Origin of the sequence: Georgenia phoenicis (assembly GCF_047302425.1) — a bacterium.
Taxonomy (GTDB): Bacteria; Actinomycetota; Actinomycetes; order Actinomycetales; family Actinomycetaceae; genus Oceanitalea.
This window is the reverse complement of record NZ_CP154855.1, coordinates 1866986-1891321: the sequence shown is the minus strand read 5'-3', so window position 1 is coordinate 1891321 and position 24336 is coordinate 1866986. Positions and strand designations below refer to the sequence as shown.

At 72.0% G+C, this 24336-nt stretch carries 25 protein-coding genes; 11 read left to right on the top strand and 14 right to left on the bottom strand.

Annotation, left to right across the window (positions count from 1 at the left end; all coding sequences use genetic code 11):
• The first annotated feature begins 2 nt into the window (after positions 1-2).
• Entirely contained in the window at positions 3-473 is a 471-nt protein-coding gene (locus AA0005_RS08940) for a hypothetical protein (protein ID WP_413449829.1), read from the top strand.
• 56 nt (positions 474-529) lie between these two features.
• Here the strand turns inward: AA0005_RS08940 and AA0005_RS08935 are convergent, their stop codons facing one another.
• Positions 530-1468: an ROK family glucokinase gene (locus tag AA0005_RS08935; protein WP_413449828.1), complete on the bottom strand. Its 939-nt coding sequence runs from the start codon at positions 1466-1468 to the stop codon at positions 530-532.
• Positions 1469-1592: 124 nt separating this feature from the next.
• Between AA0005_RS08935 and AA0005_RS08930 the strand changes: the two genes are divergently transcribed.
• Positions 1593-3416 carry an AMP-dependent synthetase/ligase gene (locus AA0005_RS08930; protein WP_413449827.1) on the top strand — a complete coding sequence of 608 codons (1824 nt, stop codon included), beginning with the start codon at positions 1593-1595 and terminating at the stop codon, positions 3414-3416.
• Positions 3417-3518: 102 nt separating this feature from the next.
• Here the strand turns inward: AA0005_RS08930 and AA0005_RS08925 are convergent, their stop codons facing one another.
• Positions 3519-3716: a hypothetical protein gene (locus AA0005_RS08925; protein ID WP_413449826.1), complete on the bottom strand. Its 198-nt coding sequence runs from the start codon at positions 3714-3716 to the stop codon at positions 3519-3521.
• 86 nt (positions 3717-3802) lie between these two features.
• Between AA0005_RS08925 and AA0005_RS08920 the strand changes: the two genes are divergently transcribed.
• Positions 3803-5575, top strand: coding sequence for a DEDD exonuclease domain-containing protein (locus tag AA0005_RS08920; RefSeq protein WP_413449825.1), 1773 nt, complete (start codon positions 3803-3805; stop codon positions 5573-5575).
• A 15-nt stretch (positions 5576-5590) separates the two neighbouring features.
• Here AA0005_RS08920 and AA0005_RS08915 read toward each other — a convergent pair whose 3' ends face one another.
• The 3 genes from AA0005_RS08915 to AA0005_RS08905 all read right to left on the bottom strand — a co-directional run bounded on the left by AA0005_RS08915 (position 5591) and on the right by AA0005_RS08905 (position 7445).
• Positions 5591-5872: an Lrp/AsnC family transcriptional regulator gene (locus AA0005_RS08915; protein WP_413449824.1), complete on the bottom strand. Its 282-nt coding sequence runs from the start codon at positions 5870-5872 to the stop codon at positions 5591-5593.
• Between the two features lie 71 nt (positions 5873-5943).
• Complete coding sequence (trpD, locus tag AA0005_RS08910) at positions 5944-7017, bottom strand: anthranilate phosphoribosyltransferase (protein ID WP_413449823.1); 1074 nt, start codon at positions 7015-7017, stop codon at positions 5944-5946.
• Positions 7014-7445: a hypothetical protein gene (locus tag AA0005_RS08905; RefSeq protein WP_413449822.1), complete on the bottom strand. Its 432-nt coding sequence runs from the start codon at positions 7443-7445 to the stop codon at positions 7014-7016. The genes trpD and AA0005_RS08905 overlap by 4 nt, the downstream gene beginning before the upstream one ends.
• 292 nt (positions 7446-7737) lie before the next feature.
• On the opposite strand from AA0005_RS08905, the gene AA0005_RS08900 reads away from it, so the two are divergent.
• The 5 genes from AA0005_RS08900 (at position 7738) to AA0005_RS08880 (ending at position 12775) form a co-directional block, all read left to right on the top strand.
• Complete coding sequence (locus tag AA0005_RS08900) at positions 7738-8388, top strand: heme-copper oxidase subunit III (RefSeq protein ID WP_413449821.1); 651 nt, start codon at positions 7738-7740, stop codon at positions 8386-8388.
• Between the two features lie 56 nt (positions 8389-8444).
• Positions 8445-9224 (top strand): c-type cytochrome, encoded by a 780-nt coding sequence (locus tag AA0005_RS08895; RefSeq protein WP_413449820.1) that lies wholly within the window; start codon positions 8445-8447, stop codon positions 9222-9224.
• Positions 9221-10315, top strand: a complete 1095-nt coding sequence (locus AA0005_RS08890) for a Rieske 2Fe-2S domain-containing protein (RefSeq protein WP_413449819.1) — start codon at positions 9221-9223, stop codon at positions 10313-10315. Before AA0005_RS08895 ends, AA0005_RS08890 begins: the two co-directional genes overlap by 4 nt.
• Entirely contained in the window at positions 10312-12039 is a 1728-nt protein-coding gene (locus AA0005_RS08885) for a cytochrome b (RefSeq protein WP_413449818.1), read from the top strand. Before AA0005_RS08890 ends, AA0005_RS08885 begins: the two co-directional genes overlap by 4 nt.
• A 100-nt stretch (positions 12040-12139) precedes the next feature.
• The gene (locus AA0005_RS08880; protein WP_413449817.1) at positions 12140-12775 is read left to right on the top strand and encodes a superoxide dismutase; all 636 of its coding nucleotides are present in this window, start codon (positions 12140-12142) and stop codon (positions 12773-12775) included.
• Between the two features lie 398 nt (positions 12776-13173).
• Here the strand turns inward: AA0005_RS08880 and AA0005_RS08875 are convergent, their stop codons facing one another.
• The 7 genes from AA0005_RS08875 to AA0005_RS08845 all read right to left on the bottom strand — a co-directional run bounded on the left by AA0005_RS08875 (position 13174) and on the right by AA0005_RS08845 (position 20228).
• Positions 13174-13629 carry a cytochrome c oxidase subunit 4 gene (locus AA0005_RS08875; protein ID WP_413449816.1) on the bottom strand — a complete coding sequence of 152 codons (456 nt, stop codon included), beginning with the start codon at positions 13627-13629 and terminating at the stop codon, positions 13174-13176.
• Entirely contained in the window at positions 13629-15443 is a 1815-nt protein-coding gene (ctaD, locus tag AA0005_RS08870) for a cytochrome c oxidase subunit I (protein WP_413449815.1), read from the bottom strand. Before ctaD ends, AA0005_RS08875 begins: the two co-directional genes overlap by 1 nt.
• Entirely contained in the window at positions 15443-16324 is an 882-nt protein-coding gene (coxB, locus tag AA0005_RS08865; protein WP_413449814.1) for a cytochrome c oxidase subunit II, read from the bottom strand. Before coxB ends, ctaD begins: the two co-directional genes overlap by 1 nt.
• A gap of 176 nt (positions 16325-16500) precedes the next feature.
• Entirely contained in the window at positions 16501-16866 is a 366-nt protein-coding gene (locus AA0005_RS08860; protein ID WP_413449813.1) for a HesB/IscA family protein, read from the bottom strand.
• 73 nt (positions 16867-16939) lie between these two features.
• On the bottom strand, positions 16940-18061 hold the full coding sequence (locus AA0005_RS08855) for a glycerate kinase (protein ID WP_413449812.1): 1122 nt from the start codon (positions 18059-18061) through the stop codon (positions 16940-16942).
• A 28-nt stretch (positions 18062-18089) separates the two neighbouring features.
• Positions 18090-19448, bottom strand: coding sequence for a dipeptidase (locus tag AA0005_RS08850; protein WP_413449811.1), 1359 nt, complete (start codon positions 19446-19448; stop codon positions 18090-18092).
• Between the two features lie 33 nt (positions 19449-19481).
• Complete coding sequence (locus tag AA0005_RS08845) at positions 19482-20228, bottom strand: MBL fold metallo-hydrolase (RefSeq protein ID WP_413449810.1); 747 nt, start codon at positions 20226-20228, stop codon at positions 19482-19484.
• 113 nt (positions 20229-20341) lie between these two features.
• Between AA0005_RS08845 and AA0005_RS08840 the strand changes: the two genes are divergently transcribed.
• Both AA0005_RS08840 and AA0005_RS08835 read left to right on the top strand, forming a co-directional pair.
• On the top strand, positions 20342-20923 hold the full coding sequence (locus AA0005_RS08840) for a DUF3043 domain-containing protein (protein WP_413449809.1): 582 nt from the start codon (positions 20342-20344) through the stop codon (positions 20921-20923).
• 32 nt (positions 20924-20955) lie between these two features.
• Entirely contained in the window at positions 20956-21972 is a 1017-nt protein-coding gene (locus AA0005_RS08835; protein WP_413453076.1) for a quinone-dependent dihydroorotate dehydrogenase, read from the top strand.
• A gap of 1 nt (position 21973) precedes the next feature.
• On the opposite strand, the gene AA0005_RS08830 is transcribed toward AA0005_RS08835, so the two are convergent.
• Together AA0005_RS08830 and AA0005_RS08825 are read right to left on the bottom strand one after the other, a co-directional pair.
• On the bottom strand, positions 21974-22429 hold the full coding sequence (locus AA0005_RS08830) for a hypothetical protein (RefSeq protein ID WP_413449808.1): 456 nt from the start codon (positions 22427-22429) through the stop codon (positions 21974-21976).
• The gene (locus AA0005_RS08825; protein WP_413449807.1) at positions 22426-22779 is read right to left on the bottom strand and encodes a hypothetical protein; all 354 of its coding nucleotides are present in this window, start codon (positions 22777-22779) and stop codon (positions 22426-22428) included. Before AA0005_RS08825 ends, AA0005_RS08830 begins: the two co-directional genes overlap by 4 nt.
• Before the next feature lie 70 nt (positions 22780-22849).
• On the opposite strand from AA0005_RS08825, the gene AA0005_RS08820 reads away from it, so the two are divergent.
• A complete protein-coding gene (locus AA0005_RS08820) occupies positions 22850-24328 on the top strand; it encodes a leucyl aminopeptidase (RefSeq protein WP_413449806.1) in 1479 nt (492 codons plus the stop codon).
• Positions 24329-24336 lie beyond the last annotated feature (8 nt).

Here is a 24336-nt window from a genome sequence, read left to right as displayed (position 1 = left end):
CCATGGCTGGTCCTACCCGGGGTGCCGCTGACGGCGACCACGTGCCCGACGACGACCTCGACGCCCAGTGGGCCGAGCTCACCGCGCGCCTGGGCGAGCTGCGGCTGCCGCCCGAGCAGCCCGACCCCGAGCCGGAGCCGCCGTCGCCGGCCGCGGCACCCGCGCCGGGACCACGCGACTACTCCCCCGCCGCGGAGACCGACAACGACGACCGCGAGCGGGACGTCGTCGACGGTTTCGTCGAGCCCGACCCGGACCCGCTGGCGCACTCGGAGCCGGTGCTCGTCCTCGCGTGGGCGGGGGTGCTCGGCGGGCTCGCGGCGATGCTCCTGTGCGTGCTGCTGTGGCGCTCGGCGCCCGGGATCGTCTGGCTCGCCGCCGTCGCGGCCCTGGCCGTGGGCGTGGGCCTGCTGCTGTGGCGCATGCCGGCCCGCCGGGACGCCGACGACTACGACGACGGCGCCGTCGTCTGAGCCGTCGGCTCCCCTGACGGGGGCGAGGTCGCCCGGCCGGAGCGGCCGGGCGCCCCTCAGTGCCGGACGAGGTCAGCGGCGCCGACGATGCCCGCCTCGCTGCCCATCTGCGCGAGGACGATCTCCGCCTCCGGGCGGTAGCCGCGGGCGGAGAGCTGCTCCCGGAAGGACGCGCGCGCGGCCTCGAGGACGAGGTCCCCGGTGTCGGCGACCCCGCCGCCGATGACGAAGAGCTCGGGGTCGAGGACGGCGACGAGGTCGGCGATCCCCGCGCCGACCCAGCGGCCCAGCTCGGTGACGAGCTCGCGGGAGAGGGGGTCACCCTCGGCGGCGGCCTGGGTGACGTGCTGACCGCGCGTCTTCCCGCCGTCGGCGGCGGCGAGCTCACGCAGGCGTCCGGCGCGGTCCTCGTCGGTGATGAGGGCGTTGCGCGCGGCGCGGGTGAGCGCGCGGCCCGAGGCGTACATCTCCCAGCAGCCCTCGTGCCCGCAGCCGCAGTAGTGGCCGTGCGGGACGACGCGCATGTGGCCGAGCTCCGCCGCCGCGCCGTAGGCACCGCGGAGGAGGCGGTCGTCGAGGATGATCGCGCCGCCGAGGCCGGTGCCGAGGGTGAGCATGACCATGGAGCGCACCGCGCGGCCGGCGCCGAAGCGGAACTCCGCCCAGCCGGCGGCGTTGGCGTCGTTCTCGACGACGATCGGCACCTCGATCCCCCGCGCCAGGCGCTCCCGCAGCGGGTAGTCGCGCCAGGCGATGTTCGGGGCGAAGAGCATGCCGTCCCGGTTCGGGCTGACGAACCCCGCGGCGGCCACGCCGACCCCGGTGATCTCGTAGCCGGACCGCAGCTCGGCGACGGCCGCGATGACCGCGCTCTCGATCGCCTCGGGGTCGTGGGCGTCCGTCGCGCGGCGGGTCTGCGCGAGCACGCGGCCGTTCTCGTCGACGACACCCGCGGCGATCTTCGTGCCGCCGATGTCGATACCGATGGTCGTCATCGATGATTCCTGTCGTCGTCGTGGACACGGCGCCGCATCCCTGTGGAGGTGCACCGAAACGCCCAGTTCTGCCATATCGTGGAGCCGGTAGTCATTCCCTCCCACCGCTGCCACTGGAGTCAGTATGGACGAGTTCCATGTCCCCATTGCCGTGACGTCCGAATCGTCGACCAGCGTGAGCGACCTCCTCATCACGCAGGCCACCTCCTCCCCGACCAAGGTCCTGATCGAGCGCCAGGAGAACGGCGTCTGGCGCGAGTACACGGCCGCCGCCGTCCTCGAGCTCGTCGAGAACGTGGCGAAGGGGCTCATGGCCGCCGGTGTCGCCCCCGGCGACCACGTCGCGATCATGTCCCGCACCCGTTTCGAGTGGACGATCCTCGACTTCGCGATCTGGCACGCCGGTGCCGTCCCCGTCCCCGTCTACGAGACGTCCTCCCCCGACCAGTGCGCCTGGATCCTCGGTGACTCCGACTGCGTCGCCGCCGTCGTGGAGAGCCCCGCCCACGCCGCGACGGTCGCGCAGGCCCGCGAGGAGAACGGCGGCCTGCCGCACCTGGGTGAGGTGTGGACGATCGACGACGGCGCCATCGACACGCTCGTGGCGCTGGGCCGCGACGTCAGCGACGCCGACCTCGCCGCCCGGCACTCCGCCGTCGGCCTCGACGACGTCGCGACGATCATCTACACCTCCGGCACCACCGGCCGGCCCAAGGGCGCCGAGCTCACCCACGGGAACTTTGTCGAGCTGTGCCGCAACGCCATCGAGGACCTCCACGAGGTCTTCGCCTACCCGGGCGCGCGCACGCTGCTCTTCATGCCGCTGGCCCACGTGTTCGCGCGTTTCGTCGAGGTGCTCGTCATCGCCGCCGGTGTCCCCCTCGGCCACACGCCCGACACCAAGGACCTCGTCGCCGACATGGGCACCTACCGCCCGACGTTCATCCTCTCGGTCCCCCGCGTCTTCGAGAAGGTGTACAACGCCGCCGAGCAGAAGGCCGCGGCCGGCGGGAAGGTGAAGATCTTCCGGTGGGCCGCGAAGGTCAACATCGCCTACTCCCGGGCGCTGGACCGGCCGGGCGGCCCCGGCGTGCGGCTCAAGGCGCTCCACAAGGTCGCCGACGCGCTCGTGCTCAAGAAGATCCGCGCCGTGCTCGGCGGGCAGGCCGTCTACGCGGTCTCGGGCGGCGCCCCGCTCGGTGAGCGTCTCGGGCACTTCTTCCGCGGCCTGGGGCTCGTGGTGCTCGAGGGCTACGGCCTGACCGAGACCACCGCTCCCGTCGCCGTCGCGCGCCCCGGGCGCGTGAAGATCGGCACCGTGGGCACCCCGCTGCCCGGATGCGGCATCAAGATCGCCGACGACGGCGAGATCCTCGCCAAGGGGATCGCCGTGTTCCGCGGCTACCACAACAACCCCGAGGCGACCGCCGAGGCCTTCTCGGACGGCTGGTTCCACACCGGCGACGTCGGCCACCTCGACGAGGACGGCTGCCTGACGATCACCGGGCGCAAGAAGGAGATCATCGTGACGGCCGGGGGCAAGAACGTGGCGCCCAGCCAGCTCGAGGACCCCACCCGCGCCCACCCGCTGATCTCCCAGTGCCTGGCGATCGGCGACCGCCGCCACTTCATCAGCATGCTCGTCACGCTCGACGCCGAGATGCTCCCGAGCTGGCTGAAGAACCACGGCAAGGAGCCGATGAGCGTCAAGGAGGCGACGCAGGACCCGGTCGTCCGCGAGCACATCCAGATGGAGATCGACCGGACGAACAAGAAGGTCTCCCGCGCCGAGTCCATCCGCAAGTTCGTCATCCTCGACGAGGACTTCACGGTCGACAACGGCTACCTCACGCCGTCGATGAAGGTGCGGCGCAACGCGGTGCTCCGCGACTACGCGCAGGTCATCGACGACATCTACGCCGAGGCACCCGCGGGCGCGCGCAGCTAGCGGCCGCGTTCCGACCACCGGGGCCGGTGCCCGCGACCGCGCGGGCACCGGCCCTCGTGCGTGGGCGGGCCGCGGCGGACCTGCTCCCGGGGGAGGCACGGCTCAGCCCGTCCCGGCCCGGCGCAGGCGCAGCGGCGGCACAAGGCCGTTGTCGGCGAGGACCGCCAGCGCGGTGCGCTCGTCCTCGCCGAGGTCCCGTGGTGCGGGCACCGGGCCGCGCCCGGGGCCGAGGAGGAAGCTGACCACGCAGTCGTCGCAGGCGATGGTCCGCACGGTGCAGGAGTCGCAGTCGATGATCATGGCGCGACCGTATGAGGGACCTCTGACATCGGCGGCTCCGGCACGGCAGCCCGGGCTTGTCGGTGGCCGCACGTACGGTCGGACGCGTGACCACGAACCTGCTCGCTCCCGCCCCCGGTGGTCGGCTGGACCTCGAGGGTGCCACCCGTGCCGGCACCGGCACGCCGCTCCAGATCGGCTTCGACGAGATCGGCGTGCCGCTCTCCGAGGTGAGCTTCGTCGTCGTCGACCTCGAGACCACCGGCGGCTCCCCCACCCAGTGCGAGATCACCGAGATCGGCGCGGTCAAGGTCCGCGGCGGGGAGGTCCTCGGGGAGTTCCAGACCCTCGTGGACCCCGGCTCGCCGGTGCCGCCGATGATCACCGTCCTCACCGGCATCACCGACGCGATGCTCGTCGGAGCCCCGCGGATCGGTGAGGTCCTGCCGGCCTTCCTCGAGTTCGCGGGCTTCGGCCCCACCACCGTCCTCGTGGCCCACAACGCCCGCTTCGACGTCGGCTTCCTGCGCGCTGCCGCCTCCCGCCACGACATGACCTGGCCGAGCCCGGCCGTCGTCGACACCGTCGCCCTGGCGCGGCGCGTCGTCACCCGCGACGAGGCACCCAACAACAAGCTCGGCACGCTCGCCGCGCTCTTCGGCGCCACCACGAGTCCCGACCACCGCGCCCTGCACGACGCCCGTGCCACCGTCGACGTCCTCCACGGGCTCCTCGGGCGCCTCGCCCCGCTGGGCGCCACCCACCTGGAGGACCTCGCCACCCTCGGGGACCCTGTCCCTCACAAGCGGCGGCGCAAGGCCACCCTCGCCGACTCCCTGCCCACCGGCCCCGGCGTCTACCAGTTCCTCGGCCCCGCCGGCGAGGTGCTCTACGTCGGCAAGGCGGTCAACCTGCGCCGCCGGGTGCGCTCGTACTTCACCGCCGCGGAGAAGCGCAAGCGCATCGGGGAGATGGTCGACCTCACCCAGGAGGTCCGGCACATCCCGTGCGCCACCGAGCTCGAGGCGGCGGTCCGCGAGCTGCGGCTCATCGCCGAGCTCGACCCGCCCTACAACCGGCGCTCGCGCAAGCCGCACCGCCGACCGTGGATCCGGCTGACCGACGAGCCCTTCCCCCGTCTGTCGATCGTCCGCAGCGTCCCCGCCGGGCGCAGCGACGAGGCCATCGGCCCCTTCCCCTCGCGCGCGGCGGCGCAGTCGGCACTCGAGGCCCTCGAGGAGGCCTTCACCGTGCGGCGGTGCAGCCAGCGCCTGCCCGTCGTGCCCTCACCCGACGCCCGCGCCTGCGCGCTGGCGGAGATGGGTCGCTGCGGCGCACCCTGCATCGGTCGGCAGAGCCCGGAGGAGTACACCGAGGTCACCGCCTCGGTACGGGCAGGGCTCAGCGCGGGCGCCGGTCCCGTCGTCGCGGCGCTTCGCGCCCGGATCGCGGCCCTCGCCGAGCAGCAGCGCTACGAGGAGGCCGCCACCGAGCGGGACCGGCTGCGAGCCTACCTCGTCGCGGCGCGGCGCAGCCAGCGTCTGCGCCCGCTGTGGCGCAGCCCGCAGCTGGTGGCCGCCCGCCGCACGGAGGGCGGCGGCTGGGAGGTCGTCCTCGTGCGCCACGGCCGGCTCGCCGGGACGTGCGCGGTCCCGCGCGGGGTCGACCCGATGCCCGCGATCGACGCCCTCGTCGCCACGGGCGAGGAGGTTCCTGCGCCGTCGACCGTTCTCGGGGCCACCGGCTCGGAGGAGACCGAGCTCATCGCCGAGTGGATCGAGCACCCGGCCACGCGGCTCGTCCAGCACGACGAGGGCGACGAGCCGCTCGCGTGGCCGGTCGACGGCGCGGCGAAGTACCCGCTGCCACCGACGGCCTAGCCGCGGCGAAGGGCGTCAGTCGCCGAGGCCGATGGCGAAGGCGGACTCGAGGTCGTGCTTCGAGTATGCCTGGAAGGCGATGTAGGTGCGGGTGTTCGTCACGCCCTTGACCTTGCCCACGCGGTCGGCGACGACGTCGGCCAGGTCCTCGTGGCGGCGCACCCGCGCCAGCGCGATGAGGTCGACGTCGCCGGTGACCGAGTAGACCTCGCTGATGCCCTCGAGCTCGGCGACCTCCTTGGCGACCTCGGGGACGCGGGAGGCGTCGGTGTCGATGAGGACGATGGCGGTGAGCATGGGGTCTCCTTCGTCTCGGTTACCGGCGGTACCCGCCGATGGTCTCGCGGACGGCCGCTGCCGTCGCTGCGTCAGAGGGCGGCGCTGGCCGCCGCCCACCGGTCGAGCACGCCGCGCGCCCGGCCGTCGTCGATCGCCGCGGCCGCGAGGTCCATCGCACCGCGCAGCCGCGTGAGGAGGTCGCCGGCGTCCGGGCCGGTGCCCGGCAGGCTCCCGTGGGCGACGAGCGCGGCCGCGGAGTTGAGCAGCACGGCGTCCCGGACGGGGCCGGTGGCGCCGTCGAGCAGCTCGCGGGCGACCCCGGCGTTGAAGGCGGCGTCCGCGCCGCGCAGGTCGGCGAGGGTCGCCGGAGCGAGCCCGAAGGCCTCCCGGGTGTCGATGACCTGCTCGGTCACCTCGCCGTCGGCGACGTGCCACACCCGGCTGGGCGCCGTCGTCGTCAGCTCGTCCAGGCCGTCCTCGCCGCGGAAGACGAGCCCGCGCGTCCCCCGACGGGCGAGCACGCCCGCGACGAGCGGGGCGATGCGCCGGTCGGCGACGCCGATGGCCGCGGCCCGCGGCCGGGCCGGGTTGGTGAGCGGGCCGAGCACGTTGAAGGCCGTCGCGACGGCGAGCTCACGGCGGGCGACGGCGGTGTGCCGGAACGAGGGGTGGAAGGTCTGGGCGAAGCAGAAGGTGATCCCGACCTCACGGAAGACTGCCTCGACCTGGTGGACGGACATGTCCAGGCGGACGCCGAGCGCCTCGAGGACGTCGGCGGAGCCGCTCGCCGAGCTCGAGGCCCGGTTGCCGTGCTTGACGACGGGCACCCCCGCGCCGGCGATGACGAGGGACGACATGGTCGAGATGTTGACCGTGCGAGCACGGTCACCTCCCGTACCGACGATGTCGACGACGTCGTCGGGCACGTCGATCGGCACCGAGTGCTCGAGCATGACGTCGGCCAGGCCGGTGAGCTCGGCGACCGTCTCCCCCTTGGCGCGCAGGGCGACGAGGAAGCCGGCGAGCTGCACGGGGCTCGCCAGGCCGGACATGACCTGGTCCATCGCCCAGCCGGTCTGCGTCGCGCTGAGGTGCTCCCCGGCAACCAGCGAGGTGATGAGGTCGGCCCAGGTGGGCTCGACAGGCTCGACGCCCACCGTCACCGACGACCGCCCGAGCGCAGCAGTCCGGCCACGGCCTCCTGGATCTCGATCGGGTCGACGGGCGCCTGGACGATCGCGTCGGCCTGCGCCCACGAGGCCAGCCACGCGTCCTGCGGGCGCGCGGTGAGGATGACGACGGGCGGGCACTTGTACATCTCGTTCTTCAGCTCGCGGCTCACGGCCATCCCGCCGGCCTTGGCCGCCTCGCCGTCGAGCACGAGAAGGGCGAAGTCACCCTCCTTGGCCTTCATGACGACACCCTCGTGCGTGGCGGCCTCCGTCCAGCGGATGCGGGGGACGTCGACGGCGGCGCGGCGGCCGACGGCGCGCCGCACCTGCTCCCTGGTCGTGACGTCGTCGCTGTAGAGCAGCACGTCCACGACGTCGGTGTCGGTCGTCACGGCTGCGTCGGGCTGCGCGGGCGTCATCGTCGTCCTCCAGGTTTCACTCTCGGTGCGCACCGCGAGTGACGCGGTGACCTCCTCGCATGCTAGTCGCGCCGCGCACCGGCCGCGGACACCGGCGCGGCGGCGCCACGCCCGGGTGCGGTGGAGACGAAAGGCACGAAGCGGACAGGCGCCCGCCCGGCGTGTCTCACCGTGACCGGATCAGGACCAAGGGCTCAGGCGCGAGATGGCGCGGAACTCCTAGCCTTGTCCTGGGTCGCCCGGTGAATCGCACGGCCGCGGAGTGGTCACCCACGCCTACTTTCGGGCCATAATGGCAAGCGTGTCGTCTACTACGGCTGCTCCCAGCGCCCCCCACGTGAACGTCAACCGGCCGAACGCAGTGTCGGTCGGCACCATCGTGTGGCTCTCCAGCGAGCTCATGTTCTTCGCTGGTCTCTTCGCCATGTACTTCACCCACCGGTCGGTGTCGGCGGAGATCTGGCCAGAGAACTACTCGATGCTCAACATCCCCTGGGCCCTGACGATCACCCTGGTCCTCGTGGCCAGCTCGGTGACCGCGCAGATGGGTGTGTTCGCCGCCGAACGCTTCCAGCCGCGCCGCACCGGCAAGCTCCTCGACGTCCGCCGCTGGGGCATGGAGGAGTGGTTCGTCCTCACCTTCATCATGGGCGCGTTCTTCGTCGCCGGGCAGACCTTCGAGTACGCCGAGCTCGTCTCGCACGGCATCACCGTGTCCTCCAGCCCGTACGGCTCGGTCTTCTACATCATGACCGGCTTCCACGCGCTGCACGTGCTCGGCGGCCTCATCGCCTTCCTCTTCATCCTCGGCCGCTCCTTCGCCGCCAACCGCTTCGGCCACTACGAGGCCACGGGCGCTGTCGTCGTGTCCTACTACTGGCACTTCGTCGACGTCGTCTGGGTCGCGATGTTCTTCATCATCTACTTCCTCGAGATGTTCTAGAACCTCACCGCGACCGCCCCTGTTCCACCCGCAACGCCAGACAAGGACACATCACCGTGAAGGCACTCGCCGCCAGCAGAAGGCACCGGCTCGCGCCGGTCGTCCTGCTGCTCCTGGCCCTGATCCTCACGGGGGTGGCGTACTCCGCCGTCACCTCCGAGCCGGCCACTGCCCAGGCCGCCAGCCAGGACACCATCGAGGAAGGCGAGGCGCTGTTCCGCTCGAACTGCTCGACCTGCCACGGCCTGGACGCCCAGGGCACCGACCTCGCGCCGTCGCTGGTCGGCGTGGGCGCCGCGTCCGTGCACTTCCAGGTGTCCACGGGCCGCATGCCGATGGCGAACAACTCGCCGCAGGCGGAGCGCAAGGACCCGCAGATGAACGAGGAGCAGACCGCTGCCCTCGCCGCCTACGTCGCGAGCCTCGGCCCCGGCCCGGCCATCCCGTCCGACGAGCAGGTCGACCCCGAGCTGGGTGACGCCGCCAACGGCATGGAGCTGTTCCGCACGAACTGCTCGATGTGCCACAACGCCGTCGGCGCCGGTGGCGCGCTGACCGAGGGCAAGGTCGCCCCTCCGCTCGACGACGCGACGCCCACCCAGATCTGGGAGGCCATGCGCACCGGCCCCCAGTCCATGCCGGTCTTCAACGAGTCCTCGGTCACCGACGAGGGTGCCCGTGACGTCATCGCCTACGTGATGGAGCAGCGCGAGGTCTCCCCCGGCGGCATCACGCTGGGCAACCTCGGCCCGGTCTCCGAGGGCTTCTGGGTCTGGCTCGTCGGCATCGGCGGCATCATCGGTATTGCAGTGTGGATGGGAGCACGGTCCTCGTGAGCACGAATCGTCCCTCTGGTGACCTGACCCCCGCCACGGGCGGGGCACCGGTCGCCGACGTCCCCGAGCGCTTCGAGGACCCGGGCCTGCCGCACCACCCCCAGCGGATGGCCGACCTCGACGAGAAGGCCTCCAAGCGCGCCGAGCGCCAGGTCGTCGCCTTCCTGCTCGTCTCGGTCCTCGCGTCCGTCGCGGGCATCGTCGGGTTCTTCCTCATCCCGGTGGGGACCACGCTCCTCGACGTGCGGCTGTCCACGCTCGTGCTCGGCGTCGGCCTCGGCCTCGGCATGCTCGGCATCGGCCTCGGCGCGGTGCACTGGTCGAAGACCATCATGTCGAACAAGGAGTACACCGAGCAGCGCAAGCCCGCCGCCTCCTCGCCCGAGGTGCGCGAGACCGCCGTCGAGATGATCGAGACCGGCATCTCCGAGTCCGGCATCGCCCGCCGCCCGGTGCTCAAGGGCGCCCTCGTCGGTGCTGCAGCGCTCGCGCCGCTGCCCTTCGTCGTGCCGCTCGTCGGTGAGCTCAGCCCCAGCTGGGACACCCGCAAGTTCCGCCACACCGCCTGGGGCGACGTCCCCGAGGGCACCGGTGGCCGCCTCCCCGACGGCTCGATGGGCCGTCGCCTGGCGACCGACCCGGACAACCGGCTGATCCGGGCCGCCGACGTCACCAACGGCTCGGCCTTCCAGGTCATCCCCCACGGCATCAGCGACCAGGAGCACTACCTGGAGGAGAAGGCCAAGGCGGTCGTGTTCCTCACGCGCATCGACCCCAGCGAGCTCAACATCTCCCCCGAGCGCCGGGACTGGAGCTACGACGGCATCGTCGCCTACTCCAAGGTCTGCACCCACGTGGGCTGCCCCGTCGCCCTCTACGAGCAGCAGACGCACCACCTGCTGTGCCCCTGCCACCAGAGCACCTTCGACCTCGCGAACGAGGCCAAGGTCGTCTTCGGTCCGGCGAACCGCGCGCTGCCGCAGCTGCCCATCACGGTGGACACCGAGGGCTACCTCGTGGCCCGTTCGGACTTCCACGAGACCGTCGGCCCCAGCTTCTGGGAGCGCGAGCGAATGGATGAGAACCGATGAGCACCACCACGGCTCGCAAGCCCAACAAGGCTGCCCCCGCGGCTGACTACCTCGACCAGCGCACCGGCATCGGCAAGGCCGTCAAGGAGTTCGCGCGCAAGGTCTTCCCCGACCACTGGTCCTTCCTGCTGGGCGAGGTGGCGCTCTACAGCTTCATCGTCCTCGTCCTGTCGGGGTTCTTCCTCACGATGTTCTTCGTGCCGAGCATGGGGCACATCACCTACCCCGAGGACGCCCTCCCCGAGGCGATGCAGGGCGTGGCCATGTCCGAGGCCTTCGCCTCGACGCTGCGCCTGTCCTTCGAGGTCCGCGGCGGTCTGCTCATGCGGCAGATCCACCACTGGGCGGCTCTGCTGTTCGTGGCCTCGATCGTCGCGCACATGCTGCGCGTGTTCTTCACCGGTGCGTTCCGCAAGCCGCGTGAGCTCAACTGGCTCGTCGGCTTCACGCTGCTCATCCTCGCGCTGCTCGCCGGTTTCTCCGGCTACTCGCTGCCCGACGACGTGCTGTCCGGCAACGGCCTGCGCATCGCCGACGGCGTGGCCCGCGCGATCCCGATCATCGGGTCCTACGTCTCGCTCGCGCTCTTCGGCGGGGAGTTCCCGGGGACGGACATCATCCCGCGGCTCTTCACCATCCACATCCTCGTCGTGCCCGGGCTCATCATCGCGATGGTGACGGTCCACCTCATCCTGGTCGTCGTGCACAAGCACACCCAGTACCCCGGGCCCGGCAAGACGGAGAAGAACGTCGTCGGCTACCCGGTGCTGCCGGTGTACGCGGCCAAGGCAGGCGGCTTCTTCTTCATCGTCTTCGGCTTCCTCGCCCTGCTCGGCGCGCTCGTGTCGATCAACCCGGTGTGGATCCACGGACCCTACGACCCCTCCCCCGTGGGAGCCGGCGCCCAGCCCGACTGGTACATGCTCTTCCTCGAGGGCGCGCTGCGACTCATGCCGGGCTTCGCCGAGTTCACGATCTTCGGCTACGTCCTGTCGCTCAACGTGCTCATCCCGGGCGTCGTGGTGCCGGGCATCCTGTTCACGGCGCTAGCGGTGTGGCCCTTCCTCGAGGCCGCCGTCACCAAGGACCGCGGTGAGCACCACATCCTCGACCGCCCCCGCAACGCACCCACCCGCACCGCCGTCGGCGTCGCGATCATTACCGCCTTCATGGTGCTCAACGTCGCCGGTGCCAACGACCTCGTCGCCACGCACTTCGAGCTCTCGCTCAACGGCATCACGTGGTTCCTGCGGATCGCCTTCTTCGTCGCGCCGGTCCTCGCCTTCTGGCTGACGAAGCGCATCTGCCTGGCGCTGCAGCGCCGCGACCGTGAGCTCGCGCTCCACGGCCACGAGACGGGCCGCATCGTGCGCATGCCCACCGGCCAGTACATGGAGGTGCACCAGCCCCTCACGCAGGAGGAGCGCTGGCTGCTCGTCCACCACGAGGCCGACCGCATGCTCGAGATCGACCCGCCCGAGGACGAGAACGGCGTGCGTCGTCCGGGCTACGGCAAGGACAAGGGCCTCCAGCGCATCTCGCGCTTCTTCTACGAGGACCGCGTCGAGCCGGTGACCCCGGCCGAGCTGGCCGCCGCGAACGCCGAGCACGGCAACGGCCACGGTGAGGTCGAGGAGGGCGGACTGCACGCCACCTTCGACCGACCCGAGCAGCAGCACGCGGCCATCGGAACCGACGGGCGGAACAACCCGACGTCGTCGTAAGTTGGACCCTGTGTAGTGCATGTGCCCGGCATCACTGCCGGGCACATGCCATATGTACGCCGGTGCGGTCCCGCACCGGGACGAACTGAGGAGGAGACACATGACCGTGTACACCCTGCCGGAGCTCCCGTACGACTACAGCGCCCTCGAGCCGCACATCAGCGGCAAGATCATGGAGCTGCACCACGACCGTCACCACAAGACCTACGTCGACGGCGCGAACACCGCCCTCGAGAAGCTCGCCGAGGCCCGCGAGAGCGGCGACAACGCCGCCATCAACCTCTACGAGAAGAACCTCGCCTTCAACCTCGGCGGGCACGTCAACCACACGGTCTTCTGGAACAACCTCTCCCCCGAGGGCGGCGGTGAGCCGGAGGGCGAGCTCGCCGAGGCCATCAAGGACCAGCTCGGTTCCTTCGAGGGCTTCAAGGCGCAGTTCACCGCCAACGCGACGAGCATCCAGGGCTCCGGCTGGTCCGTCCTGGCCTGGGACTCCATCGGTCAGAAGCTGTCGATCTTCCAGCTCTTCGACCAGCAGGGCAACGTGCCCCTCGGCCTGACGCCGGTCCTCATGCTCGACATGTGGGAGCACGCCTTCTACCTCGACTACCTCAACGTCAAGGCGGACTACGTCAAGGCGTTCTGGAACATCGTCAACTGGCGCGACGTCGCCGCTCGCCTCGAGCGTGCGCGCACCCAGACGGCGGGCCTCATCACCCCCGTCACGGTCGTCTGACGCACCCGTAGCGCCCACGAAGGCCCGGCAGCCCCACCAGGGGGTGCCGGGCCTTCGTCGTGGCGCCGCCACCTGGGCCGCGGCACTCGGAGGTCGCCCTGTATGGGACTCGAGCTCCCAGGGGTCACAACGCCCACACGTTGTGATGACAGCGCCGGCGCCGACGCCGTCCACGTCCCTGTGGGCCTCTGGGGCACCGTACGCACTCGACGAGGCGCACCGGTGGCACTCACGAGGTCGGGCAGCTTAGGTGTGGGATTCGACCTCTCAGGGGTCGCAGGGTCCACACGGTGTGCAGGCGGTACCTTCCGCACGAGGCCCGCGCCACGACCCCCGGAAACGCCAGACGGGCGGCACCCCGCGAGGGAGTGCCGCCCGTCAGGACGTGTCAGGGCCGCTCAGTGGGCGTGCTGGCCCCGGGAGAACTCGTAGGTGTGGCCCACGAGGCCGATGACGCCGACAGCGATGCCGATGCCGAAGACCCACCAGCCGACCGCCACGCCGGCGAAGGCGAGGGCGGCGGCGACGCCGAGCACCAGCGGCCACCACGAGTGCGGCGAGTAGACGCCCATCTCACCGGCGTGCTCGTCGACGTCGCTGACCGGGTTGTCCTCCGGGCGCGGGTCCACGCGCCGGGCGACCAGCGCGAGGTAGAAGCCCGCGAGGCCGTAGAGCCCCACGAGGAGGAACAGGGCAACGGTCCCGACCGGCTCCCAGTCGGTCCAGAAGGCGTAGACCAGCGCAACCGGCAGGAAGAAGACGACTCCGGCGATGAAGAGCCACTTCTCCACCGACATGGGCTTGGGGTGCTCCGCGGACTGCTCGCCGGGAGCGCGGTCGTGCTCGCGTGCCATCAGGCCTTGCCCTTCTTCTCGTCGTCGTCCTCACGCTCGAGCGTGGCCGTGGACGTGCGTCCCGGCTGCGACTGGGCCGCGGCGTCGCCGCCACCGGTGCGCTGGGCGTCGCCCAGTGCCTGCTCGAGCACGCCCTGGTCCGGGACCGCCGCCTGGTCCATCGCCGCGACCTCGGGGTGGTGCAGGTCGAAGGCCGGACGCTCGGAGCGGATGCGGGGCAGGGAGGTGAAGTTGTGCCGCGGCGGCGGGCAGCTCGTGGCCCACTCCAGGGAGTTCGCGAAGCCCCACGGGTCGTCGACGAACACGGTGCGCGGCCCGCGGGAGGTCACGTAGACGTTCCACAGGAAGGGCAGCGTGGAGAGGGTGAGCAGCGCGGCACCCACGGTGGAGACCTGGTTCATCAGCGTGAAGCCGTCCTCGACCATGTAGTCGGGGTAGCGGCGGGGCATACCCTGCGCGCCGAGCCAGTGCTGGATGAGGAAGGTGCCGTGGAAACCGAGGAAGAGCATCCAGAAGTGCACCTTGCCCAGGCGCTCGTTGAGCATGCGCCCGGTCATCTTCGGCCACCAGAAGTAGAAGCCGGCGAACATCGCGAACACCACGGTGCCGAAGACGGTGTAGTGGAAGTGCGCGACGACGAAGTAGGAGTCGTGGACCTGGAAGTCCATCGCCGGGCTGGCGAGGATGATGCCGGTGACGCCACCGAAGAGGAAGGTGACGAGGAAGCCCAGCGACCACAGCATCGGCGTCTCGAAGGTGAGCTTGCCGCGCCACATCGTGCCGATCCAGTTGAAGAACTTCACACCGGTCGGAACCGCGATGAGCATCGTCATGAGCGCGAAGAAGTCCAGCAGCGCGCCACCGGTCGTGTACATGTGGTGGGCCCACACGGTCATCGACAGGGCGGCGATCGCGATGGTCGCGAAGACGATGCCCTTGTAGCCGAAGATCGGCTTGCGGGAGAAGACGGGCAGGACCTCGCTGATGATGCCGAAGAACGGCAGCGCGATGACGTACACCTCGGGGTGGCCGAAGAACCAGAACAGGTGCTGCCACAGCAGCGCCCCTCCGCTCTCCGGGTTGTAGATCTGCCCGCCGAGCACGCGGTCGAAGGCCAGGCCGAACAGCGCGGCGGCCAGGACCGGGAAGGCCATGAGGACGAGCAGCGAGGTGATGAGGATGTTCCAGGTGAAGATCGGCATCCGGAACATCGTCATGCCGGGCATGCGCATCGTGATGATCGTCGCGATGAAGTTGACCGAGCCGAAGATCGTGCCGAAACCGGTGAGCGCGATGCCCATGACCCACAGGTGGCCACCGAGGCCCGGTGAGAAGGGCTCGAGCGACAGCGGCGTGTAGGCCGTCCAGCCGAAGCTCGCCGCACCCTTCGGGGTGAGGAAGCCGGCCAGCGCGATGAGCCCACCGAAGAGGAACAGCCAGTAGCTGAACATGTTGAGCCGCGGGAAGGCGACGTCAGGGGCGCCGATCTGCAGCGGCACGAACACGTTCCCGAAGCCGGTGAACAGCGGCGTCGCGAAGAGGAACAGCATGATCGTGCCGTGCATGGTGAAGAACTGGTTGTACTGCTCCTTGGACTGGAACAGCGCCATGCCGGGGTCGAAGAGCTCCAGGCGCATCGCCATGGCGAGCACGCCGCCGATGAGGAAGAAGGCGAAGGCGGTGATGAGGTAGAGGTACCCGATGACCTTGTGGTCGGTCGAAGTGACCCAGCTGACGACCGTGCGCCCCAGGCTCTGCCGCTCGGGCCGCAGCCCGGGGACGAGCTCGGTGCGTGCCTGGTCTGTGGTGGCCATCAGTTGTTCCCCGTTCCGTCCTGCAGGTATCCGCGCTGGTCGTACACGCGGTTGTACTCCTCGCCACGCACGCCGACGTTGCCGGCCTCGCGCAGCGCGTCCATCTCGGCGTCGTAGGTCTCGCGGTCCACGACCTCCACGTTGAAGAGCATCTCCGAGTGGAACTCACCGCAGAGCTCGGCGCACTTGCCCTGGTAGCTGCCCTCCTCCTGCGGCGTCACCTGGAAGGAGTTCGTGTGCCCCGGGATCATGTCGATCTTGAAGAGGAAGGCGGGGATCCAGAACGAGTGCTGGACGTCGCGGGAGTCGACGATGAACTCCACGGTCTCCCCGACCGGCAGGTAGAGGGTCGGGAGAGTCTCCTCGACGCCCTCCTCACCGGTGAGCTCGACGCGGCCGCCCTCGAAGTAGACGCCGTCGTCGATGTAGTTGAAGTCCCAGCTCCACTGCTTGCCGTAGGCCTGGATGGTGAGGTCCGGCTCCTCGCTCACGTCGGTGAGCTCGTGGGTGACCTGGGTGGAGTAGAAGTACAGGACGCCGATCATGAGGATCGGGACGACGACGTACATGAGCTCCAGCGGCACGTGGTACCGCAGCTGGACCGGCAGCGCGTTGTCGTTCTTGCGCTTGCGGTAGGCGACGACGCACCAGATCGTCAGGCCCCACACGATGACGCCGACGGCGAGGGCGGCGACCCAGGCGCCGCTCCAGTGGTTGATGATCGACTCGGTCTTGTCGGTGAGGCCCGGCTCGGACGGCAGGAAGCCGTTCCGCGGGGCCCCGAGCTCGGCGCAACCAGCGAGGGTGAGGGCCGCAACGAGGCCCAGGACTACCAGTCGCCAACCGCGGGGCGAGCGGCTACCGGAGGACGGTGATCGCACTTCAAGACCTTCCGACACGACGCGTTTAGGGCATTTCAGACAGGACCTACGTCCCGTCAGCCACCTTACCGCTACAACCGCCCTGGTACGCGAAACGGCCCGCCGGGCCAGGGGTGTAACCCTGGTCCCACACGGGCCGTCCGGGAGGCGCTCCGCCGGCGGGCCGGCGGCGTGTCTCAGTGGAAGGAGTCGCCGCAGGCGCAGGAGCCGCCGGCGTTGGGGTTGTCGATCGTGAAGCCCTGCTTCTCGATGGTGTCGGCGAAGTCGATCGTCGCGCCGGCGAGGTAGGGCACGCTCATCTTGTCGACGACGACCTCGACGCCACCGAAGTCGCGCACGGCGTCGCCGTCGAGGAAGCGCTCGTCGAAGTAGAGCTGGTAGATGAGGCCGGAGCAGCCGCCGGGCTGCACGGCGATCCGCAGCCGCAGGTCGTCGCGACCCTCCTGTGCGAGGAGCGTCCTGACCTTCTGGGCGGCGACGTCGGTGAGTTCGATCTCGTGGGTCGGGACCTCGGTGGGCGTCGTGGCCGTCGTCTCGCTCATGCTCACATCTCCGCTGTGTTGGGGCTGTACAACCGGGCCAACCACGGCGCGGCCGCGGTTGTTCCCGTCCAGCCTACGCCTCGAGGGCCCAGGTGCGCGCAAGACGTTGGGCCCAGCGCTCCAGGCCCTCGACGCCGCCGTCGCCGGTCGCGTAGGTGGCACTGATACCCGCGCGGGCGACCTCCCGCCGGGAGGTGTGCACCTCCTCGGCCAGGACGACGACGGGCAGGCCGAGCTCCATCGCGGCACGCCCGACCGTCGCGACGACGGAGCTGTCGACCGCGGGGGCGTCGAGCACCGCCGTCGCGGTGAGGACGACGTCGGCCCCCGCCACCGCCTCCGGCACGCCGATCTCGGCGGCGACGACGTCGGGTCCGTGCAGCAGCCGCCCGCCGAGGACGGTGAGGGCATGGGCGGCGCCTCCCCCGGCGCCCGAGCCGTCGGCGCGTCCCGGGCGCGCCGCGCCGCCGTGCCCGCCGGGCGCGGGCAGGAGCGCCGTGCGGGCCGGCAGGGAGCGCCCGAGACGTTCGAGGTGGGCGGCGAGCTCACCGGCGCGGGTGTCGAGCCGCTGCGCCTCGGCGGGACCGAGGCGGTCGGACAGGAGGGCACCGGCGCCGTGCAGCCCGAGGAGGGGCACCTGCGTCGCGCCGGCGACGACGACGTCGGCCCCCGCGAGCACGCGGTGCGCCGCGGCGAGCAGCTCGTCGTCGATGTCGGCGGCGGGTTCCGCGCCGGCGAGGGCGCGGACCAGGCCGGCGCCGCCGTCGTGCGTGGCCGACTCCCCCAGGCCGACGACGACGCGACTCGCCCCGAGGTCGCGGGCGGCGAGGAGCAGCTCGCCGAGGCCGGCACTGGAGCCGTCCTCGGCGTGGCGCAGCTCCTGGCCGGCCGGGACGAGCTGGCGGCCGAGCACCTGCCCGGCCTCGACGTAGGCGGTGCCGCCGCCGGCGCCGGGGACGTGGAGGAGGGTCGCCGGCACCGGCTCGCCCAGCGGCCCGCGGGCGGTGACGGAGACGAGCTCCCCGCCGCGGGCGGTGTGGACGGCGTCGAGCAGGCCCGCCGCGCCGTCGGACATCGGCAGCGCCCGGACCTGCGTCCCCGGGGCGGTCTCCAGCCAGCCGCGGCGCACGGCCGCGGCGACCTGGGCCGCGCTGAGGGCACCGGACAGGCGTCCGGGGCTCAGGAGCAGCCGCACGTGGCCTCCGTTCCGCCGTGGGGCGCGGTCACAGGCGGTCGGCGAGGCGGGCGAGGAGGAGCGCCTCGGCGAGGACGACCTTCTCCAGCTCACCGAGGTGCACCGACTCGTTCTCCGAGTGGGCTCGCGAGTCGGGGTCCTCCACACCGGTGACGAGGATCGCGGCCTGCGGGTACACCTCGGCGAGGTCGGCGATGAAGGGGATCGACCCGCCCACGCCGAGGTCCACCGGCTCGGTGCCCCACGCGGTGGTGAAGGCCCAGCGGGCGGCCTGCATCGCCGGGGAGTCCTCGGGCGCCTGGAAGGCCTGCCCGGTCTCCCCCGGCGTCACGGTGACGCGGGCACCGAAGGGCGCGTTGGCGACGAGGTGGTCGTGCAGGGCGCGTTCGGCGGCGGCCGGGTCCTGCCCGGGCGCGATGCGCATGGAGAGTTTCGCGCGGGCGGAGGGGATGACGGTGTTGGAGGAGTGGTCCACGCTCGTCGCGTCGAGCCCGATGAGGGAGATCGCCGGCTTGGTCCACAGCCGGGAGGCGAGCGGCCCGGTCCCGGCCAGCCGCACGCCGTCGAGCACGCCGGCGTCGGCGCGGAAGTCCGCCTCGGGGTAGTCGACGGCGACGTCGTCGCTCGTGACGAGGCCGGGCACGGCGACGTTCCCGTCGGCGTCGTGGAGCGTGGCGACCAGGCGCGACATGAGCGTGAGCGCGTCGAGGACGGGGCCGCCGAACATGCCGGAGTGGACGGCGTGGTCGAGCACGGTCAGCTCGACCGTGCAGTCGACGAGACCGCGCAGGGACGTGGTGAGGCCGGGGACGCCGACCTTCCAGTTGGAGGAGTCGGCGACGACGATGACGTCGGCTGCCAGCCGGTCGCGGTAGGTCTCGAGGAAGGAGCGGAAGGTCGGGGAGCCGATCTCCTCCTCCCCCTCGCTGAAGACGGTGACGCCGACGCCCAGCTCCTCGCCGAGCACGCGCAGCGCCCCGACGTGGGCCATGATCCCGGCCTTGTCGTCGGCGGCGCCGCGGCCGTAGAGCCGCCCGCCGCGCTCGGTGGGCTCGAAGGGCGGGGAGTCCCACGCCGCGGGGTCGCCGGGCGGCTGGACGTCGTGGTGGGCGTAGAGCAGCACGGTGGGTGCGCCGGCGGGGGCGGGCCGGTGGCCGAGGACGGCGGGCGCGCCGGGGCGGCCGTCGGGGCCGGTCACCCGCACGACCTCGACCTCGGGCAGGCCCGCGTCGCGGAAGAGCTGCGCGACGGCGGCGGCGCTGTCCTCCAGGTGCTTCGGGTCGAAGGAGGGCGCCGAGACGCTGGGGATGCGCACGAGCGACTCGAGGTCGCTGCGGATGCGGGGGAACTCGGCGGCGGTCCGGGTGGTGAGGTCCTCGATGGTCACCCTGGCAGCCTAGTCGCGCGGCGCCGGGACCTGTCAGGCGGCCCCCGCGGCGCGGGCGTGCTCGACGGCGGCCTCCGCGCCCTGGGTCCACGGCTCGCCGTGGCCCGGGAGCACCGTGCCCGCGCCGGTCTCCGCGATCGCCTCGAGGGAGGCGAAGCTCATCGCGAAGTCGGCCGTGGCGGCGCCGGCGACGATCCGCGGGCCGGTCTGCGCCGTGTACGGGTCGAGGGTGACGAGCGCGTCACCGGAGATGACGACGTCGCGGTCGGGCAGGTGCAGCGCCACGTGCCCGTAGGTGTGGCCGGGGGTGGGCACGACGCGCGGGCGGCCGGGCACGTCGAGCACCCCCTCGGTGGCCAGCGTCCGCACGCCGGTGGTGCCGCGCACGAGGGGCAGGCCGGCGAGGAGCATCGACGTGAGGATCGGCACGGCGGCGGGGTGACGGATCGGGTAGAGCGCCCGCGGGTTCTCGTGGGCGTAGGAGAAGGGGTGGGCGACGAGGTGGTGCTCCTGCGCCGTCGCCCACACGGGGATCCCCAGGCCCTGGATCCTGCGCACGACGCCGACGTGGTCGAAGTGGGCGTGGGTGAGGACGAGGGCCCGCAGGTCGCGCGGGCGCCGGCCGATCGCGCGGATAGCCTCGCCCAGCGGGCGCCACACGGCCGGCAGGCCCGCGTCGACGAGCGTGACGCCGTCGTCGTCCTCGACGAGGTAGCAGTTGACGTGGGCGTGGGCGACGAGGTGCACCCCGGGGGCGACCTCGCGGACGGTGGCGCTCATGTTCTCCTCCAGCCGGTGACAGCGGCGTGGCGGGCCCCGCCGCGTCGTCCACTATCGCCCTGCCCGCCCGGGCCCGCACCCGGGCTGGCTCCGCCGTCGACTACTCTCGTGGGGTGATCGGACGGAGCAAGAAGGAGACCCCGGCGCCCGCCCCGGCGCCCGAGGTGACGCCCGCGGGCAAGGGCCGCCCCACCCCCAAGCGCAAGGAGGCCGAGGCGCGCAACCAGCGCCCCCTCGTGCCGACGGACCGCAAGCTGGCGAAGGCGGAGGCACGCAAGCGTCGCAACGAGCTGTACGCGCGGCAGCAGGAGGCCATGCGCACCGGCGACGAGCGCTACCTGCCGCTGCGGGACAAGGGCCCGGTGCGCCGCTTTGTGCGCAACTACGTCGACGCCCGCTTCAGCCCGAGCGAGTACTTCCTCCCGCTCGCGATGGCCTCGATCATCCTGCTCTTCTTCGCCACGATGATCCCCGAGATCGCGGTCATCGGCATGATCGTCATGTATGTCGCCTTCGCGATCTCCCTCGTCTTCGCGATCGCCATGTCGATCGTCATCAAGCGCAAGCTCCGGGCGCGCTTCGACGAGCAGGAGATCCCCCGCTTCACCGGGATCTACGCCTTCAGCCGGCTCTTCCAGCCCCGCTTCCTGCGCGCCCCCAAGCCACAGGTCAAGCGCGGCGAGCGCACGGACTGACCCGCCGCGCTGGCTAGGCTGGCGCCGTGCGCCTGTACCGCCTGGTCTTCCGGTCCCTGCTCGTCCGTACCGACCCCGAACGGGCCCACGAGCTCGCGCTGCGGCTCATCCGCGCCGTCGCGGCCACCCCGGTGGCGTCCCACGCCGTGCGCGCGACGCTCGGCCGCCGGCCCGCCCGGCACGTGACGACGGCGCTGGGCCGGCCCGTGCCGGGTGTGCTCGGCCTCGCCGCGGGCATGGACAAGGACGCCCGCACCGTGCTCGGCATGGACATGCTCGGCTTTGGGCACGTCGAGATCGGCACGGTCACCGCCCACGCCCAGCCGGGCAACGACCGCCCCCGCCTGTGGCGCCACCCCGAGGAGGGGGCGCTGCGCAACCGGATGGGCTTCAACAACGCCGGCGCGGAGGCGGCGGCCGAGCGGCTGCGGGCGCTGCGCGGCACGCGGCGGGGCCGCTCCGTCGTCGTCGGGGTGAACATCGGCAAGTCGCGGGTCACGCCGGTGGAGGACGCCGTCGGCGACTACGCGACGAGCGCGCGGCTCCTCGCGCGCTGGGCCGACTACCTCACGGTCAACGTCTCCTCCCCCAACACGCCCGGGCTGCGCGACCTGCAGTCCGTCGACGCGCTGCGTCCCATCCTCGCCGCCGTGCAGCGCGAGGCCGACGCCGCCGCCGGGCGCCGCGTGCCCGTCCTCGTCAAGGTCGCCCCCGACCTCTCCGACGACGACGTCACGGCCGTGGCCGACCTCGTCACCGAGCTGTCGCTCGCCGGGGTCGTCGCGACGAACACGACCATCGCCCACGACCACGGGCCCGGCGGGCTCTCGGGCCGGCCGCTGCAGGCGCGGGCGCTGGAGGTCGTGCGCCTCCTGCGCGGGCGGCTGGCACCCGACGCCCTCGTCATCGGCGTCGGCGGGATCGACGACGTCGCCTCCGCGCGGCGCATGCTCGACGCCGGGGCGGACCTGCTCCAGGCCTACACGGCCTTCGTCTACCAGGGCCCGAGCTGGCCCGGGGCGGTCAACCGGGCGCTGGCGCGCGGCTGAGTCAGCGGCTCTCGTTCGCGCGGGCCACCCGGCCCGGGCTCGAGCGCCACAGCCAGAACAGGCCGAGTACCGGAAGGACGAGCGGGACGTAGCCGTAGCCGCTGCCGAAGTGCGACCACACGGTGTCGCGCGGGAAGAGCTCGGGCTGGACGACGCTGAGCGTCCCCACGACGAGGACCCCGACGAGCTCGATGGTCACGGCGGTCCACGCCAGGCGCCGCATCCGGCGGCCGTTGTGGGCCAGGGCGACGGCGGCGAGGACGTAGACGACGGCGGCCAGCCCGGACAGCCCGTAGGCCAGCGGAGCCTCCGCGGCTTCCCGCACGAGCTGGACGCCCGCCCGCGCGGACGCGGCCAGCGCGAAGACGACGTAGACGGCGACGACGAGCAGCCCGGCGCCACGGGCGGGCGGGCGGTCGTCGGTGGCCGGTGCGGTGTGCACCGGCTGTTTGCTCATGCCTGCCACAGCTGCCACATCCGAAGCTCCATGACGATGATGGTGAGGGCCGCGACGGCCAGGACGATCGAGCTCCACCGGGTCCGCTCGACGAAGGCGGCGAGGGCCGCTCCCGGCAGGAGCATCATCGCGACGAGCAGGTAGCCCCACATGAGGATCGGGTCGCTCGTGAGCGAGCCCGTCACCTGCGTGACCGCGAGGACGAGGCCCTGGACGACGAGCGCCCCCTCGACCACACCCCCCGCGATGAGCTGGCGCAGCACGACCGCGCGGTCGGTCACCGCGAAGACGAGTGCCCACACGCCCAGCACGGCCGCAAGGACCGAGACGACGAGGACGACGGGGAGCACCGCGTCATCCTAACGGGGCAGGGCCTCCGCACCGTGCCGTGGCCGAGAGGGGCCGGATAGAGTCGGGTGCGTGACTGAACTGACGCTGACCACGAAGAACGTTGCTCGTATCCAGGCCGACGCCGTCGTCGTCGCCGTGGGCCGGCGCGGTGAGGAGGCGGTCCTCGTCCCGGGCGCCGACCTCCCCTCCGCGACCGTCAAGAGCCTCACGGCGCTGCTGCCGGCGCTGGGCGTGACCGGCAAGGCGGACGAGGTGCTGCGCGTGGCGGCGGGCAAGGAGCTCGCCGCGGACGTCGTCGTCCTCACGGGCCTGGGCACCGTGGGTGAGGGCGCGCCGGAGCTCGAGGCGCTGCGCCGCGCGGCCGGCGCCGCCGTGCGCTCGCTCGCCGGCACCGCCGACGTCGCGCTCGCGCTGCCCGCGGACACCGCCGAGCAGGTCGGCGCCGTCGCCGAGGGCGCCCTCCTCGGCGCCTACAGCTTCGACCGGTACCGCGCCACGCGGACCGCCCCGGTGGCCCGGCTCGAGCTCGTCACCGAGGTCGCCCGGTCCAAGGAGGCCAAGGCCGCCCACGCCCGCGCCGTCGTCGTCGCCGACGCGGTCGCCGGGGTGCGCGACCTCGTCAACGCCTCCCCCGCCGACCTCTACCCCGAGTCCTTCGCCGAGGAGGCGACGGCCGGCGCCAAGGGCACGAAGGTCAAGGTCACGGTGCTCGACGAGAAGGAGCTCGCCGCCGGCGGCTTCGGCGGCCTCATCGGCGTGGGCAAGGGCTCGGCCCGGCCCCCGCGCCTCGTCAAGGTCAGCTACTCCCCGGCCCGCGCGAAGACCCACGTCGGCCTCGTCGGCAAGGGCATCACCTTCGACTCCGGCGGCCTGTCCATCAAGCCCGCCAAGGGCATGGAGACGATGAAGATGGACATGGCCGGTGCCGCGACCGTGCTCCACACGGTCCTCGCCGCCGCCGCCCTCGAGCTGCCCGTCAAGGTGATCGGCTGGCTCGCCCTCGCGGAGAACATGCCCTCGGGCACCGCGCAGCGCCCCTCGGACGTCATCACGATCCGCGGCGGCAAGACCGTCGAGGTGCTCAACACCGACGCCGAGGGCCGCCTCGTCATGGCCGACGCCCTCGTCGCCGCCACCGAGGAGAAGCCCGACCTCGTCATCGACATCGCCACGCTGACCGGCGCGCAGATGGTCGCGCTCGGCTCGCAGGTGGGTGCGGTCATGGGCACCGACGGCGTGCGCGAGGACGTCGTGGCCGCCGCGGGCGCCGCCGGTGAGCAGTTCTGGCCGATGCCGCTGCCCGCCGAGCTCGCCGACTCGATGAAGTCGCAGGTCGCCGACATCGCCAACATGGGCGACCGCTTCGGCGGGATGCTCGTCGCCGGCCTGTTCCTCAAGGAGTTCGTCGGGGACACGCCGTGGGCGCACCTCGACATCGCCGGCCCCGCCTTCAACGAGGGCAGCCCCCGCGGCTACACCCCCGAGGGCGGCACCGGCATGGGCCTGCGCACCCTGCTCACCGTCCTCGAGAAGGCCGCCACCCGCTGACCCGACAA